10 protein-coding genes are annotated in these 15,229 nt (G+C 66.6%); 5 read left to right on the plus strand and 5 right to left on the minus strand.

All coding sequences use genetic code 11. From position 1 onward, the window contains the following. Position 1 precedes the first annotated feature (1 nt). Together AB0M15_RS10560 and AB0M15_RS10565 are read left to right on the plus strand one after the other, a co-directional pair. Positions 2–913 carry a hypothetical protein gene (locus AB0M15_RS10560; protein ID WP_363816118.1) on the plus strand — a complete coding sequence of 304 codons (912 nt, stop codon included), beginning with the start codon at positions 2–4 and terminating at the stop codon, positions 911–913. A gap of 47 nt (positions 914–960) precedes the next feature. After that, positions 961–1,269 carry a hypothetical protein gene (locus tag AB0M15_RS10565; RefSeq protein ID WP_270134663.1) on the plus strand — a complete coding sequence of 103 codons (309 nt, stop codon included), beginning with the start codon at positions 961–963 and terminating at the stop codon, positions 1,267–1,269. A 153-nt stretch (positions 1,270–1,422) separates the two neighbouring features. On the opposite strand, the gene AB0M15_RS10570 is transcribed toward AB0M15_RS10565, so the two are convergent. The 3 genes from AB0M15_RS10570 to AB0M15_RS10580 are packed head-to-tail and all read right to left on the minus strand — an operon-like array spanning position 1,423 to position 7,489. Further along, positions 1,423–5,916, minus strand: coding sequence for an FtsK/SpoIIIE domain-containing protein (locus AB0M15_RS10570; protein WP_363816119.1), 4,494 nt, complete (start codon positions 5,914–5,916; stop codon positions 1,423–1,425). After that, positions 5,907–6,983: a hypothetical protein gene (locus AB0M15_RS10575; protein WP_363816121.1), complete on the minus strand. Its 1,077-nt coding sequence runs from the start codon at positions 6,981–6,983 to the stop codon at positions 5,907–5,909. Before AB0M15_RS10575 ends, AB0M15_RS10570 begins: the two co-directional genes overlap by 10 nt. Beyond that, a complete protein-coding gene (locus tag AB0M15_RS10580) occupies positions 6,980–7,489 on the minus strand; it encodes a sigma-70 family RNA polymerase sigma factor (RefSeq protein ID WP_363816123.1) in 510 nt (169 codons plus the stop codon). The genes AB0M15_RS10575 and AB0M15_RS10580 overlap by 4 nt, the downstream gene beginning before the upstream one ends. Before the next feature lie 365 nt (positions 7,490–7,854). Between AB0M15_RS10580 and AB0M15_RS10585 the strand changes: the two genes are divergently transcribed. After that, positions 7,855–8,724: an RICIN domain-containing protein gene (locus tag AB0M15_RS10585; RefSeq protein ID WP_363816125.1), complete on the plus strand. Its 870-nt coding sequence runs from the start codon at positions 7,855–7,857 to the stop codon at positions 8,722–8,724. A gap of 22 nt (positions 8,725–8,746) precedes the next feature. On the opposite strand, the gene AB0M15_RS10590 is transcribed toward AB0M15_RS10585, so the two are convergent. After that, positions 8,747–9,661 (minus strand): 1,4-dihydroxy-2-naphthoyl-CoA synthase, encoded by a 915-nt coding sequence (locus AB0M15_RS10590; RefSeq protein WP_363816127.1) that lies wholly within the window; start codon positions 9,659–9,661, stop codon positions 8,747–8,749. Positions 9,662–9,690: 29 nt separating this feature from the next. Continuing rightward, positions 9,691–10,704: a LacI family DNA-binding transcriptional regulator gene (locus AB0M15_RS10595; RefSeq protein WP_363816129.1), complete on the minus strand. Its 1,014-nt coding sequence runs from the start codon at positions 10,702–10,704 to the stop codon at positions 9,691–9,693. A gap of 147 nt (positions 10,705–10,851) precedes the next feature. On the opposite strand from AB0M15_RS10595, the gene AB0M15_RS10600 reads away from it, so the two are divergent. Further along, complete coding sequence (locus AB0M15_RS10600) at positions 10,852–12,864, plus strand: Xaa-Pro dipeptidyl-peptidase (protein ID WP_363816131.1); 2,013 nt, start codon at positions 10,852–10,854, stop codon at positions 12,862–12,864. Between the two features lie 44 nt (positions 12,865–12,908). Beyond that, positions 12,909–15,224, plus strand: a complete 2,316-nt coding sequence (locus AB0M15_RS10605; RefSeq protein ID WP_363816133.1) for a glycoside hydrolase family 95 protein — start codon at positions 12,909–12,911, stop codon at positions 15,222–15,224. The last annotated feature ends 5 nt before the right edge of the window (positions 15,225–15,229 follow it).

Raw genomic sequence — 15,229 nt, forward strand, 5'->3', positions numbered from 1 at the left:
GGTGCCGGACAAACTGAAGATGAACTACAACCTGCTGAACGACGCCAAGCGCGATCTGCATCAGCTGGCCGACGAGTTGATCCCGTCGATGGACAACGAGGTCTTCCAGAACCTGGGCGACGGCACCGACGACTCCATCCTGGGCAGCAGCGACATCTCCTACGCCGTCTACACGCTGCACTCCAACGCGTCGTACACGATGGGCAAGGCCAAGGACGGCCTGACCAAGCTGGGCGACTCGTTCGGCTCGGTCGGCGAGGCGTTCCTGCAGTTCGACGCCGAGATCGCCCAGGGCATGAACGCCACCAACAGCAGCCTGGCGCTGTCGAACTGGCAACGCAACAAGGACCAGTGGGACCACAAGCAGTCGCACCTGAGTGAGTGCACCGGCGACAAGCAGCCCGAGTTCTGCAGCGCCACCGACCCCGGCCCGGCCCCGCTGGACCAGACCATCGTCACCGACCGGGGCAACATCCACACCCACCTCACCCTCGATGACAAGGGCAACGTCATCAAGGAGGAGACCACCGTCACCTACGACGGCAAGACGTACACCTCGACCACGACGTACGGCGACAACCGCAACCACATCGTCACCGACTCCACCTACCCCGACGGCAGCACGGTGCACAACGACACCCAGATCCACGTCGACGCCGACGGCAAGCCGAACGGCTCCCACAGTTCGTCCAGCAGCACCGACACCGACGGGAAGGTGGACACCACCACCACCGACCTCAACAAGGACGGCAGCGGCACCCAGACGGTGACGAACTCCGACGGTACGAAACACGTCTTCACCCGGACGCCGGACGACTGGCGCGGTACCAGCCAGCCCTGGGTGGAGACCCCCGAAAGCATCGAGGACAACAAACCGCCGGAAGAGGACTACACCTACACCGGCGGCTACTGACTGTTCGCAGTACCCGTTCACCCCAACCCAGAAAGCGAGCACCCGCCATGGCCTACGACGGCATCAACCTCGACTACGGCAAGATCGTCGAGGTCTGCAACCTGATGACGAACGCCCACGACCAGATCTCCCCGATGATCGAGAACCTCCGCACCCGTGTGAACACCCTGGTCGACGACGGAATGGTCTTCAAGCAGTCCAGCGAGGTCATCCGCAACACCTACAACAACTTCGACACCAGCCTGAAGGCAGCAGTCAAGGGCATCCAGGACTTCTCCGACATGTTCAAGTCCATCAAAGAAAACGCCGAACAATTCGACCAGGGCATCAGCGCCAGCCTCAACCAGTCGAAGTAACCCCCGCACCACCTCGAAGGACCCCAGGGCGGCCCTGGGGTCCGTCGCATGTCAGGCGCCTGCCTGTGGCGGGCTTGAACACCAAGCGGTGGGCTTGAACAAGTAGTAACTTGTTCAAGGTCGCCGCAAGGTGTTCAAGGTCGCCAGACGAGGTCAGGCGCGCAGGGTGGTGAGGGGGATTTGTACGGCTAGGGGGGTTGAGCCGGGGCCGGTGGTCCAGGCTCGGCCGGTTTTGGGGGTTGCTCGGGTGATGTTGTGGGAGAGGCGGACGCCGATCAGGTCGCCGTCGCCGATCGAGCGGGGCTCGATCAACAAGCCGCGGCGGGCTCGGCGGGCTGCTGTGGGCCAGCCGCCCATGCCGGTTTGGAAGCCGTCGGTGGAGGCGGCGAAGACCAGGCCTACGTTGTTGTCCCGGCCGGAGATGACTATTTCTTTCAGGAGTTTGTCGGCTGCGGCCATCATGACCAGGTCGGCGTCGTCGATCATTACTACCTTGGGGCCGGGGATGGCGTCGAGGGTGGCTCGGAGCATGTCTTCGCCGGGGTCTGCGTGGGTCATCAGGACGACCTGGGGGTGGCGTTCCAGGGTGCGTAGTGGGGTTTCTCTGGGGGTGATGAGTACTACTGAAGTACCGCCGGCCAGCAGGGAGACCGCCAAGGAGGACAGGGCGTTGCTGCGGCCTGAGCCGGGTGGGCCCAGTACTGCGAAGGACGACGCGACTCCGCTGAGATCGACTCCCAGGGCGCCGGCCTCGTCGCCGCCTAGGCCGATGAGGCCCCATTGGGGGCGTCGGTCCGCTTCCGCGACCAGCTCGTATGCCTCGGCGAACTCCACCGACGAAGGCAACTCGGCGACGGCGAACGGGCGTCGGTCCGCGGGGACCTTCGCGTCGCGCTTGCGTGCCTCCGCGGCGATCTCGCGAATCGCGTCGACCTGGGCGGTACCGCCGCCCTCGGCCAGTACGGCGATCTGCGTCTCGGTCCCGGTCAGCACATGCCAGCCCCGACCCGGCCGCACGTTCGCCGGTACCTTCGTCAGCCGCAACCCAGCAGCCTGGTAGTCGGTCCGATCCGCCTGCCGCAACAGCAGCTTGTGGTCGTTGTGCGACGCCAACCGTCCACCCAGTAGCGACCGCTCCGAGGTGGCCACGACGTGTACGCCGACACCGGCGCCCTCACGCAGCAGCCGCATGACGTCCTGCAGCACCTGCCCCTGGTCGTGATCGTCCAGCATCGAGGACAGCGCGTCCCAGCCGTCGATCAGCACCAGGATGTGGGCCGGCCGCGATCCCTTGGGCAGCAGCTTCCGCAGCTCGGTCAGGCCGGTCGCATTGTGCTTCCCGGCCAGCTCCTGCCGCTCGGTGATCTCCTGGTTCAGCCGGCGAAGTACCCGGCTCATCCGTTCCATGTCGTGCCGCGAGACAACCGCCCCGCAATGCGGCAGCGTCTCCACCACCGCGAGCCCACCACCAGCAGCGTCGATGCCGTAGATGTGCAGATCCGCAACGCTCATCGTCTTGGCCGCAGACCCAGCCAGCGTCCGCAGCATCTGCGTCCGCCCCGATCGCGGCGCACCGATCACATACAGATGCCCAAAGGTCTCGAAGTCCACCCCGGCGACCCGCTGCTGCTGCAACGCCGGCAGATCCTCCAACGCATACGGCGCAAACAGCGGCTGCTTCGAAGTATCCGGAAGATCGCTCAGCAGCAACTGCCCACTCAACGCCGGCTGCCAAGGCTTCGGCTGTACTGCGAAGTCCTCCAGCTGATCAACAGCCGACCGAACCGCCTCAACCAACGCCATCAAGTCCGTGACAGCCAACGTCGCCGGCGTATCGTCCACCTCGACCGGCGCATCATCCTTGGCAACCGCCCGACCAAGCGACTCCCACTCCAGATCGAGAACCCGGACGCTCGACGGCTCAGCCGGCGCCTGCTCGATCAGGTCGTCCGCAACGTTGCGCTCGGCACCGACCCACGCCGTCTGGAACAAGTCAGCCAGCCGCGGCCCGCGCCGGATCAGCGCCCGCCCCGGAATGTCCGGCGTGATCGAGGCTGCCTCGTTGACATCGACGATGTCCTGCGATTCCGCCTGATCCGTCACCCGCAACGCGATCCGCAGGTTGGTGTTCGCCCGGATGTCACCGGTCACCACACCAGCCGGCCGCTGCGTCGCCAAGATCAAGTGGATCCCCAGCGATCGCCCCCGCTGAGCGATGCTGATCAACCCAGGAACGAAGTCCGGAATCTCCCGTACCATCGCCGCGAACTCATCGATCACCAGCACCAACCGCGGCAACCGCCCCAGCGACGGATCAACCAGCCGCTTGGCCTGGTAGTCCACCAAGTCCTTGGCGTCCGCATCGGCCAGGATCCGCTCCCGCCGACGCAGCTCGGCCTCCAGCGACTCCAGCACCCGCTCGACCAGGTGCGAGTCGAGGTCGGTCACCATTCCCAGGGTGTGCGGAAGACCGGCACACTCCTTGAACGCACTACCGCCCTTGTAGTCGACCAGAACGAAGGTCAACTCATCCGGCCGGTTGACGACAGCCAACGACGCGACGAGCGTCTGCAGCAACTCCGACTTGCCGGATCCCGTAGTACCGGCGATCAACGCGTGCGGTCCATCCGCCACCAAGTCGAGGACGAACTTCCCGTCGAAGTCGGCGCCCAGTACGAACGAAGTGCTACCCGGCCGTCGCTCCCACCGAGACAGCAGCTCCCCAGCAGTCGGCGGCTCAAGGTCGAGTTCCTCGAGCAACTTGACCATCTTCGGCAATCCGGCGTCGTGATCAGGACTGACATCCCGCACCGGCGCCAGCGCCCGGGCGATCTGCTCACTCCACTCCGGCGTCACCAGATCCGCGCGCACGTTCTTCTGGTCCGGCAACCCGGGCCGCTTCACGGTCAGCGTCTCGAGCCCGGTCGCGATCACCGCGCCGCACTCCTCCGGCAGCAACCGCTCATCGCGATCCAGGCAGATGCTGTACACCCCGACAGCCGGCCCGTCCGTCAGCACCTGAATGAATCCCGGTACGTCCCGCAGCCGCCGCGCACCATCCGCGATCACGACCACCTCGGGATCGCTCAACGGCTCTTGTTTGTTGCTAGAGGCCTCGATCCGCCGCTGCCGCCCCTGCACTTGCGAGATCAACTCGGTGACCCGGGCAACAGTCGTCGCATCGTCATTGGCGATCAGTACCGCCGCCGGCGACCCCTCAGGACGCAGATGCGGCAACCACCGCACCCAGGCCCAGTCGTCCATCCGATCCGACTCGGCCAGTACGACGATCCGCAACTGCCGCGGCGAATGGAGCACCGCCGCCTGCACCACCAGCCACCTGGCCAAAGCTCGCGATTCGGCATAGTGCCCAGCAACGCCGATCACCCCGTGCCCGCGCAGCGGCACAGCGACGGGCGCATCCGGGATCGTCCACCGAATCGTCCGGTGGTTCTCCTCACGGCCTTGGTCGTCGAGCTCCTTCAGCGAAGCCTGATCAGCAGTCCCGAGCCGCAGCAGCAGGTAGTCGGGGTCATTCCGCCGACGCTCCCACAGCCGGCTACCCGGCCGCATCGCCAACTGGGCAACGCGAACCGGGTCCGGCGCGGTCACATTGCGGATCAACCGCTCACGCGTCACCGCGACATGGATCTCTTCCTCCAGCGCAGCCCGCCGAGCGTTGTACCGGCGGATCGCCTCGAGGTGCTCGGCCCGGTTGCTCTTCCGGCCGCTGAAGTAGTTCATGCCCATCATCAGCGGGCTGAGCATCGTGAAGACCAGGAAGTAGTACGAGTTGAACAGCCCGACCATCACCATGCCCAGCACGACCGGCGCGAGCACGACCGGCCAGGGGAACGGCCGTTTCGCCGGTGGCGGCGGCGGATTGGGCAGCCGCAGCTTGTTGTCGTCCAGGTGCGGCGCGATCCGCGGCGGCCGGTTGTAGTCGAGCCCGAAGCCGTCGTCCGCAGCCCTGATCGCAGCGACCGGCTCCAACGACCCACTGCAACGCAGCAACACCGACCCGACTGAGAGGTCTTCCTCCGGCGGCCACTCATTGACCTGCCCGACCGGTACCTCACCAGGATCGCTCGCCGGCGACGCCTGGTCCGTCGGGTTCAACGCATCCTCGACCCGGATCGCACTCGTCGCGGCGTCGTCCTCCGGCGGCCCGATCCGCCGGCTCATCACCTTGCCGTGCATCGGCTCGGTCTGATGCCAGTACGTCTCGCCCGACGGCCCGACCGTCACCCACAACCCACGGGGAGGTACGCCGCTACCGCTGAGCTTGATCGAGCACAACGGATCCGACCCGATCTCATGGCTGCCCGGCCCGATCCGCCAAACCCGCCCAGCCTCCGGCCCCGACACGGCGTGCAACTCGACCACGACCGGAGCAGCACCAGCCGAGCTCTGCACCAGGTTCGGCACCTCGGCCGGGGCGCCGACCCCGAGCACACCACCGTCTCGTACACCCGAGCCAGCCAGCGGCGCACCCGCGTCAAGCCTGCGATTCCCAACAAACAATGACAGTCCGGGCCGCCCGAGTCCCTCGGCGAACCCACCTACAGACAGCCCACGCGGCAGCCGGACAACCCGATCGGTACGCCGTTTGCCCTGCTGCTCAACGGTTGTGAGGTTCAGTTCCACGACGGCGCCTTCCCATCAGACGCCGGTTCGCCCGCATCACCAGCAAGCACAGAGACGCCGGCAACACCCACCGGCAACTCGAGGTCGCCCAGATCATCCGCGCCGGCAACCGGCCGAAGAGGTCCACGTGTCTCGAAGTCGTGCGGCGGCATCCGCAGTACCGACTTGGCGACCGCGCGAGCCAGCGGCAGCGGATCGATCTCCAGCCACGACGCCGCACCATGCAGCCGCAGCCCGCGATCAGGAGTCGTCTCCATCAACCGCGAGCTACCCCGGCCGACGCCAAGACTGACCAGCCGTACGCCGGTGGGCACCGGCCGGTCGAGTTGCTCGGCACCGATCACGAACCACGCACCACGGCGCTGGATCGCATCAGCCAGAGGCATTCCGTCATGCTTGCCATGAATCCCGTCAGCGACCTCGACCGCACCGGCGGGAAGTCGCACGTCGAGTTGCGCGGCCAGTGCCTGGACGACGGCACGCGCCGTCCGTGGTACGCCGTACACGGACAGCGAAGGCGGCCCGGCCAACAGGTCGATCATGATCGCGTTCTTCCCACTGCTGTCGGTCCCGAGGCAGGCCAGCAGCGGCGTCTGCGGCGGGACGTACCCACCCGGCGCGGAGTACCCGGCGAGATCCCGGCGCTCGATCCACCACAACCGTGGATCGATCTCGTCCTTCTCCCACGGCGCCGGCAGCGGCCGCTCAGCCGCGATCCCAGCGACCAGTACGCCGATCCGCTGCTTGGCCAACGCCAGAGCGTACGGCGTCATCGCCGAGTCGATCGCCGCCGCGAAACCCATCGCCTGCTCCGCCTGCGCCCAGCCGGCTTGGTTGCGCAGGATCCGGCTCAGGAAACGTACTCGCAGGCGATAGCGGATCCGGGCCGCGATCGGGTCGTAGAACGCGTGAACCGTCCGGCTGAACTCACGCTTGATCCAGCGGAACAGCCGCTTCCAGCCGCCGAGCCGGCGGACCAGCAGGTTGAGCAGGACGAGCCCCAGCAACACCAGGCCGGCGTATCCGAGCATCTGGCGGACACCACCGCCCCCTTGCATTGCGGTCATGCAGCGGCCTCGCCCCATCCGCGACGCAACAGATCCCCGCGCAAGGTGCGGACGGCCGTGTGGGTACGCGACTTCACTGTCCCGAGCGGGACGTTCAACGCCATGGCGACATCTTCACCCGGGTGGCCGCAAAGATGAACTCGGGTGACCACTTCGCGGTGCGCGGGCGACAGCCGGCCCAGCGCCTCGACCAGCACCGTGCGCTGGGTCACCTGCTCGGCCGGGTCCGGCTCGCTGGTACCGGCCTCGAACTCGTCCTGGCACAGCCCGACCGGGATCGCCCGGCTCTCCCGCCGGTGCAGGTCGATGACCAGGTTGCGGGCGACCCGGAACAGCCACATACGGATCGGCCGGCTCTCCCAGTCCAGGCTCTCGGCCTGGATCCAGGCCCGCAGCAACGTCTCCTGGATGACATCCTCGACGGCAAACGTATTCCAGCCGAGCAGTCCCTTGACATAGCGGCGCAGGGTCTCGCGTTCGGCCAGACAAAGCTCGATGGCTTTCATCCGGCTCGCGCTGATCTCGTCGATGTCGGGACCTCGATCTGGGGGCGGACGGCCTGAGATTCAAAGCTTGAACTTAGTGGAGAATGCAACCAATTACGCTGACTGTAGGTGAACAATCAGCAACAATCCAGTCTCTGACCGTAATGAGAGCGTGACTCACGGATCCGTTGACTCCAGCCCCCGGTTCGGGAGATTCTCGTGGTGGCCATGCCCTGACAACGAGAGGCAGAGCCACCTCCGCCCCCACCCATGGAGTTGACGTGCGGCCTTTCCGATCGCCCGGTTCCCGCCGGTCCAGCCGAGAGAATTCGGCTCGGTTCGCCAAGACCTTCGCCCGTCGGCCGCTGCTGCCGCGAGTGGCTCCGATGCCTGATCGCCGGGCCTGGACGACGACCGCGTTCGTCGCCGCTTTCGTGGCCGGCGCGGCCGTCGCCGTACCGCTGATCACCCACCTGGGTGGGGGATCCAAGTCCGACACGGTGGTCGCGGTGGACGCTCCACTCGCCCTCCGCACCCCGACCGGTACGCCGCCCAAGGTGCCGACGGCAACCACTACGGCAACGGCCACCACGACCTCCACCGCCACCGTCACCTCCGCCCCTCGCGTCTCGGTCGCCACCGCCACGGTGACGATGACCGCCCCGGGTGGAAAGGTGACCGTTGTGCAGCCGGGCACCACCGTGACACTGCCGCCGGTGACCATCACCGCACCGCCGGCGGCCCCACTGAAGCCCGCCACTGTGACGGCCACCACAACATCTACGGCCACTACGACGGTCAAGGTGACAGAACCCGGTAAACAGGGCATGGCCGTTGAGGGTCAGGCGTTGCAGCCCCGCAAGGACACCCCGACCACGCTGCAGAGCGAGGGCTCGAAGCGCTGCGTCGACGTCAAGGACGGCCGGGCCGGCTCCGGCAACGACGGCACCCCGCTGCAGGTGTGGGACTGCACCAAGGGCGCCGGCCAAACCTGGTCGTTCAACCCCGACGGCACGGTCCGCTCACTGGGTCAGTGCATGGACCTGGCCTGGGGCTCGATCGCCGAGAACACCCCGGTCCAACTGGTGGCCTGCAACGGCAACGCCGCCCAGCAGTTCCGGGTCACCCAGAAGAACGAGCTGATCAACCCGGCTGCGGAAGGCAAGTGCATCACCGCGGACAAGGGTGACAACGGCGGCCGGCTGTTCCTCCGCCGCTGCACCGGCGCCGCCGAGCAGCAGTGGAAGCAGTCGTGAACGCCTTGTCTACAAGGGTTTCCTAGAACGCGTACGGATAGTCGGACCAGTCGGCGGGCCGCTTCTCCAGGAAGGAGTCGCGGCCCTCTGCTGCTTCATCGGTGCCATAGGCCAGCCGGGTCGCCTCGCCCGCGAAGATCTGCTGGCCGACCAGGCCGTCGTCGATCAAATTAAACGAGTATTTCAGCATCCGCTGCGCGGTCGGTGATTTTGCGCAAACCTTCTTGCCCCAATCGAGGGCGACCGTTTCCAGCTCCGCGTGCGGTACGACTTTGTTCACCATGCCCATCCGGTAAGCATCTTCCGCGGAGTATTCGTCGCCGAGGAAAAAGATTTCCCGGGCGAACTTCTGCCCGACCTGCCGGGCCAGGTACGCCGACCCGAAACCCCCGTCGAACGACGCGACATCCGCATCCGTCTGCTTGAACCGCGCGTGCTCGGCCGAGGCCAGCGTCAGGTCGCAGACGACGTGCAGGCTGTGTCCACCACCCGCGGCCCAGCCAGGTACGACGCAGATGACGACCTTGGACATGAAGCGGATCAGCCGCTGCACCTCGAGGATGTGCAGCCGGCCGGCCTTGGCCGGGTCGATCGTGTCGGCGGTCGTGCCCTCGGCGTACTTGTAACCGTCCTTGCCCCGGATCCGCTGATCGCCTCCGGAGCAGAAGGCCCAGCCGCCATCCTTCGGCGACGGCCCGTTGCCGGTGATCAGCACACAGCCGACGTCGGACGACATCCGCGCGTGGTCGAGCACCCGGTACAGCTCGTCGACCGTCTGCGGCCGGAACGCGTTGCGGACCTCGGGCCGGTTGAACGCGATCCGGACCACCCCCGCGTCCACCGCCCGGTGGTACGTGATGTCGGTCAGCTCGAACCCGTCCACCTGCTTCCAGGCCGACGGGTCGAAGATCTCGGAGACCTGCGCGGGATCAGTCACCCCGCGAGCATATTCAGCAGCGGTAAGGCTCAGCGCCGCTGGGTGCTCTCCCGCAGTACGACCTCGGCCTTGAAGGTCTCGGTCTTCGGCTCGCCGCCCTCGACCGCGAGCTCCAAAGCGCGGCGGCCCATCTGCTCCAACGGCAGCCGGACGGTGGTCAGCCCTGGCCAGACGTCCCGCAGCGTAGCGATGTCGTCGAAGCCGGCCACCCCGAGCTGCCCCGGTACGTCGACCCCATGCGCCCGCAGCGCCGACATAGCGCCGACCGCCATCACGTCGTTGACGGCGAACAAGCAGTCGAGATCCGCCTTGCCCGCAAGGACTTCCAGCGCAGCCGCATGGCCACCATCACGAGTGAACTCACCAGCCTGTACTGCGACCGGCTGCAACCCCGACTCCGCCAGCCCCTCGACGAACCCGTCCTTCCGGTCCCGCGCCGTCGCCAGCCCTTCCGGGCCGGCCAGTACGCCGAACTTGCGCAACCCGAGACCCACCAGGGATCGCGCCAACTCGGCCGCGCCGGCCCGGTTGTCGGGCTCGATCGTGTGGGCCGGCATGCCCGACTGGCTGACCAGGGCCAGACCGGCACCCGAGTTGAGGAACGTCTCGACCTCGGTCGCCGTCCGGGCCAGCCCTTCGGCGTCGGTACGGCGCGAACCGATCATCACGGCGGCCCGGGCACGCTGGGCGCGCAAAGAAGAGAGGTAAGCAATCTCACGGTCGGCGTCACGGAACGTGCTCGCCATCATCACCAGCAGGCCGCGTTCGTCGGCAGCCCGCATCACGCCGTTCGCGATCGCCGCGAAGTACGGGTCCTCGATGTCGTGGACCAGGATGCCGACCACGTTGGTGGACGATTTCGCCAGTGCCTGGGCCTGTGCGTTCGGCGTGTAGCCGAGGGCCGCTGCGGCGTCTCTGACGCGTTCCTGGAGCTCCGGGCGTGGCACCCGGTCCCCGCCGTTCAGGACGCGGGAGGCGGTCGCCACGGACACACCCGCCCGCTGCGCCACGTCGAGCAGTGTCACCGGTGCTCGCAGGTTCATCGCCTTACCCACCTTCCGTGCATCTCCCCCTGGGTGGCGGTCACACTATCGGAAGTGGCGTCATCATCACCGTCTGTGGCTGAGAACTACCGGGCAATGTTTGCAGAACCTGGCTTTGCGGCCCTCGAATGACTAGCCTTCCAAGCCATGACGACCGTCCGCGCCAGGGTCCTCCTTCTGGCTTCGTCCACCGCGTTGGTGTGTCTGGGTACCGTCACGGGTACCGCAGCCGCCGCGCCGCCTTTGGACGGGCCCGCTGGAGTCTTCGCCCCCTCCGAGACCCCGGAGCAACAGAACTCGGCACAGGGCGCCCAGGTGGCCCCGCCGCCGGTGGCTGAGGGAGCAGCGACTTCCTCCGTACCGCCGAACGTGGACCCGCGCACGCACAGCACCAAAGCCGCCTACGACTACGGCAACGCGATCCGCGAGTCGGTCTACGTCGACACCACGATGGACACCGACTCCGACGGCACCGACGACGTGGTCGCGGTCGACATCGTCCGGCCCCGTGAACCCGCCGCGGCCGGCCGCAAGATCCCGGTCATCATGGACGCCTCGCCGTACTACTCCTGCTGCGGACGCGGGAACGAGGGCGAGACCAAGACCTACGACGAGAACGGCGACATCCAGAAGATGCCGCTGTACTACGACAACTACTTCGTCCCGCTCGGCTATGCCGTGGTCGGTGTCGACGTGGTCGGCACCAGCCGCTCGACCGGTTGCGGTGACGTCGGTGGCAAGGACGAGATCGATTCCGTCGTCGCGGTGATCGACTGGCTGAACGGCCGCAACACCGCGCACACCGGCAACGGCGATCCGGTCAGCGCGACCTGGACCACCGGCTCGGTCGGGATGATCGGCAAGTCGTACGACGGGACGCTGGCCAACGGAGTCGCCGCGACCGGCGTACGGGGGCTGAAGACGATCGTGCCGATCTCGGCGATCTCCTCCTGGTACGACTACACCCGCTCCGGTGGGGTGCCGTACTCGATCGACTACATGCCCTGGCTGGGCGACTACGTCGGTCACAAGACACCCGCGTGCGACGCCGTCCGGGCAGACCTCGGCGAGCAGGACGCGGACGAGACCGGGAACTACACCAGCTTCTGGGCCGAGCGCGACTACGTGAAGGACGCGAAGAAGGTGAAGGCCTCGGTCTTCATGACGCACGGCCTGAACGACTACAACGTGCAGACCAACCACTTCGCGCAATGGTGGGACGCGCTCGGCAAGAACGGCGTCAAGCGCAAGATCTGGCTCGGCCTGGAAGACCACGTCGACCCGTTCGACTTCCGCCGCAAGGAGTGGACGGACGAGCTGCACAAGTGGTTCGACTACTGGCTGCAGGGCCTGCAGAACAACGTGATGCGGGAGCCGATCGCGACCGTCGAGACCGCTCCGGACAAGTGGAAGAACTACAGCACCTGGCCGGCCACTCAAAAGACTGTGCCTGTGCCTCTCGCGGCCGGCAAGCTCGGTAGCTTCGGCAAGGGAACGGTCACCATCACCGACGAGCCGAGCCTGACCGAGGACGACATCGTCGCGACCCCGTCGGAGGTGATCGCGGGCCGGCAGATGTTCCTGTCCGCGCCGCTGCCGGCCGCCATCCGGGTCAGCGGCACGGCGACCGTGACGCTGCGGATCAAGTCCGACTCGGCCACCACGCCGGTCACCGCGCGCCTGGTCGAGTACGGCGAGGCTGAGCGGTACGCGGGTATCAAGACGACCAAGGTCCCGAGCTGCTACGGCTCGAGTGTCAGCTACGACGACTCCTGCTACTTCGAGATCGAGAAGCTGACCGAGCAGAGCGACCACGGCATCGTCAGCCGCGGCTGGATCGACGCCGCGCACAGCGCCTCGCTGAGCAAGCCGAAGCCGCTCACCCCCGGCAAGTGGGCCAACATCACCGTCCCGCTGCGCGCCCAGGACGAGGTGATCCCGAAGGGCCGCGTCCTCGGTCTCGCGGTGACCTTGAGCGACGACGACTGGACGACGCCGAACGACTCCGGCGCCACCATCGACATCGACCTGGCCAACAGCAAGCTGAACCTGCCGATCACCGTCGGCAAGATCAACCCGCCGACCGCGAAGGCCGCCCCGGTCGAAGTCACCATCACCACCCCGAGCGAGCGCCCCGACCTGCACGATCCCACCCGCTGATCCGCATACTTACCCTGGTGAATTAATTCGCCTAGGGTTGGGGCATGCTCTCGTACTCCGTAGTTCAGCCGCAGCCGTCCGTCCTTGGTGATGCCGGGCGGCTTTGGTACAGCCGTCCTGCGGAGCGCTGGTTCGAGGCGCTGCCGATCGGCAACGGGCGGCTAGGTGGGATGGTCTACTCGGGCGACCGGGTCGAGCGCATCCAACTCTCCGAATCGACCGCCTGGTCGGGTGCAGCGCGTGAGACGGACGTCAGCCCGACCGCGCTGGAGAACCTGCCGACGATCCGGCAACTCCTTCTCGACGGCCAGTACGCCGCAGCGCAGGCGCTGGCCGGCGAGCACCTTCTCGGCCGGCCAACCGCCTTCGGCACGAATGTGCAACTGCCGGAACTCCTTCTGGACTTTGCGGTCGACGGATCGACAACCGACTATGAACGGTCGCTTGATCTCAGCGATGCGATCGTCCGGACTCGGTTCGAGCGTGGCGGGATCGTCTTCGAGCGGGAGGTCTTCGCCTCGCACGCGGACTCGGTGATCGTGGTGCGGCTGACCAACAGCTCGCCGGTGAACTTCAAGGTCTCCTTCAGTGATGACAAGATCCCCGCGTCGGTTTCCGCGGCCGGCGACATCCTTCAGCTGGCCGGCCATGCGTTCGAAAGCCTGCACAGCGACGGCTCCACCGGTGCCGCCGTCGACATCCGCGCGCGTGTGATCACCGACGGATTAGTTGTTGCCTCGGACAACCACCTGGCTGTCGAGGGCGCCACCTCCGCGACGCTGTTGATCGCCGTCGGCACCGACTGGCTGGGCGCCGACCCCGCTGAACGGTCGGCGCGTCTGGTGGCCAACGAGACCGGCTACCCGACGCTCAAACAGGCACACGTCGACGACTACACGCCGTTGATCAGCCGGGTCGCGCTCGACATCGGACGGACCGGCGAGGCTGTCCGCGAGCTGCCGACGGACGAGCGCCGCGAGTTGCTGGCGAAGGGTGGCGAGGATCCGGAGTTGCTCGCGCTGTACTTCCAGTACGGGCGGTACCTGACCATCGCCGGATCACGTGCAGACTCGCCGCTTCCCCTTGCCCTGCAGGGGTTGTGGAACGACGGGCTGGCGTCGGGTGGGCCGTGGACCAACGACTTCCACCTTGATATCAACACTCAGCAGAACTATTGGGCCGCCGAGATCACGGGGCTCGGGGAGTCTCAGCTTCCCTTGTTCGACTGGATCGACCGGCTTCGCAGCAGTGGGCAACGGACGGCTCGGGAGCTTTACGGCGTACCGGGGTGGGTTTCGCACACGGTCAGCAATGCGTGGGGCTACTCCGCGCCCGGCTGGGGGCTTGGCTGGGGCCTGCATGTGACGAGCGGGATCTGGATCTCGCTGCAGCTGTGGGAGCACTTCGAGTACAACCGCGATCTGTCGTTCCTGGAGACTCGCGCCTATCCCGTACTACGCGACGCGGCCGAATTCTTCCTTGCGTACTTGACCGAAGACCCCGCCACCGGCCTCCTGCTGAGCGGCCCGTCGGACTCGCCCGAGAACTGGTACCTCACTCCTGACGGCGAGCAATGCTCCCTCTCCATGGGAGGCACCTGCGACACCGTACTGATCGAGGCCTTGTTCCGGATCTGCTCCGAAGCGTCCGTCCTGCTCGACACCGACGAGACCTTCCGCAGCCACCTGGAGGCCGCCCGCCAGAAGCTGCCCCCCTTCCAGATCGGCAAGCACGGCCAACTCCAGGAATGGCTCACCGACTTCGAAGAAGCCGTCCCCAGCCACCGCCACACCAGCCATCTGATCGCCCTCTACCCCGAACGCCAGATCACTCCCCGCGAACACCCTTTGCTTGCTGCAGCCTGCGAGACCACCATCAACCTCCGCCAATCCGCCGACGGCTGGGAACAGACCGAGTGGGTCGAGGCGAACCTGATGGCCTACTACGCTCGCTTGCTCAACGGCGACCAGGCCCTCGCCCACTACCGAGCCCTGATCTCCGACGCCAGCGAATCCAACCTCCTCTCCTACTCAGTAGGCGGAATAGCCGGCGCCGCCTCCAACATCTACTCCACCGACGGCAACACCGGAGCCACCGGCGCCCTGGCCGAACTCTTCCTCCAGTCCACCGCCGACGAGATCGAACTACTCCCCGCCCTCCCCACCACTTGGCCCACCGGCCAAATCACCGGCCTCCGAGCCCGAGGCGGCTTCACCGTCGACCTAACCTGGCACGACGGCCGCCTGACCCACGCCCGAATCACCCCCCAAACCCCCAACCAATCCACCCGAATCCGCTACGGCAACGACCTACTCGAACTACTGATCACCACCCCCGTAGACCTAACCCCCACCAACTGACCTCT

Origin of the sequence: Kribbella sp. NPDC051718 (assembly GCF_040681515.1) — a bacterium.
Lineage (GTDB): Bacteria > Actinomycetota > Actinomycetes > Propionibacteriales > Kribbellaceae > Kribbella.

Bases quoted from the DNA above. Each gene is read 5' to 3' on its own strand.
- AB0M15_RS10565 (WP_270134663.1), top strand. From the start codon at position 961: ATGGCCTACGACGGCATCAACCTCGACTACGGCAAGATCGTCGAGGTC.
- AB0M15_RS10575 (WP_363816121.1), bottom strand. From the start codon at position 6,983: ATGACCGCAATGCAAGGGGGCGGTGGTGTCCGCCAGATGCTCGGATAC.
- AB0M15_RS10580 (WP_363816123.1), bottom strand. From the start codon at position 7,489: ATGAAAGCCATCGAGCTTTGTCTGGCCGAACGCGAGACCCTGCGCCGC.
- AB0M15_RS10585 (WP_363816125.1), top strand. From the start codon at position 7,855: ATGCCTGATCGCCGGGCCTGGACGACGACCGCGTTCGTCGCCGCTTTC.
- AB0M15_RS10595 (WP_363816129.1), bottom strand. From the start codon at position 10,704: ATGAACCTGCGAGCACCGGTGACACTGCTCGACGTGGCGCAGCGGGCG.
- AB0M15_RS10600 (WP_363816131.1), top strand. From the start codon at position 10,852: ATGACGACCGTCCGCGCCAGGGTCCTCCTTCTGGCTTCGTCCACCGCG.
- AB0M15_RS10605 (WP_363816133.1), top strand. From the start codon at position 12,909: ATGCTCTCGTACTCCGTAGTTCAGCCGCAGCCGTCCGTCCTTGGTGAT.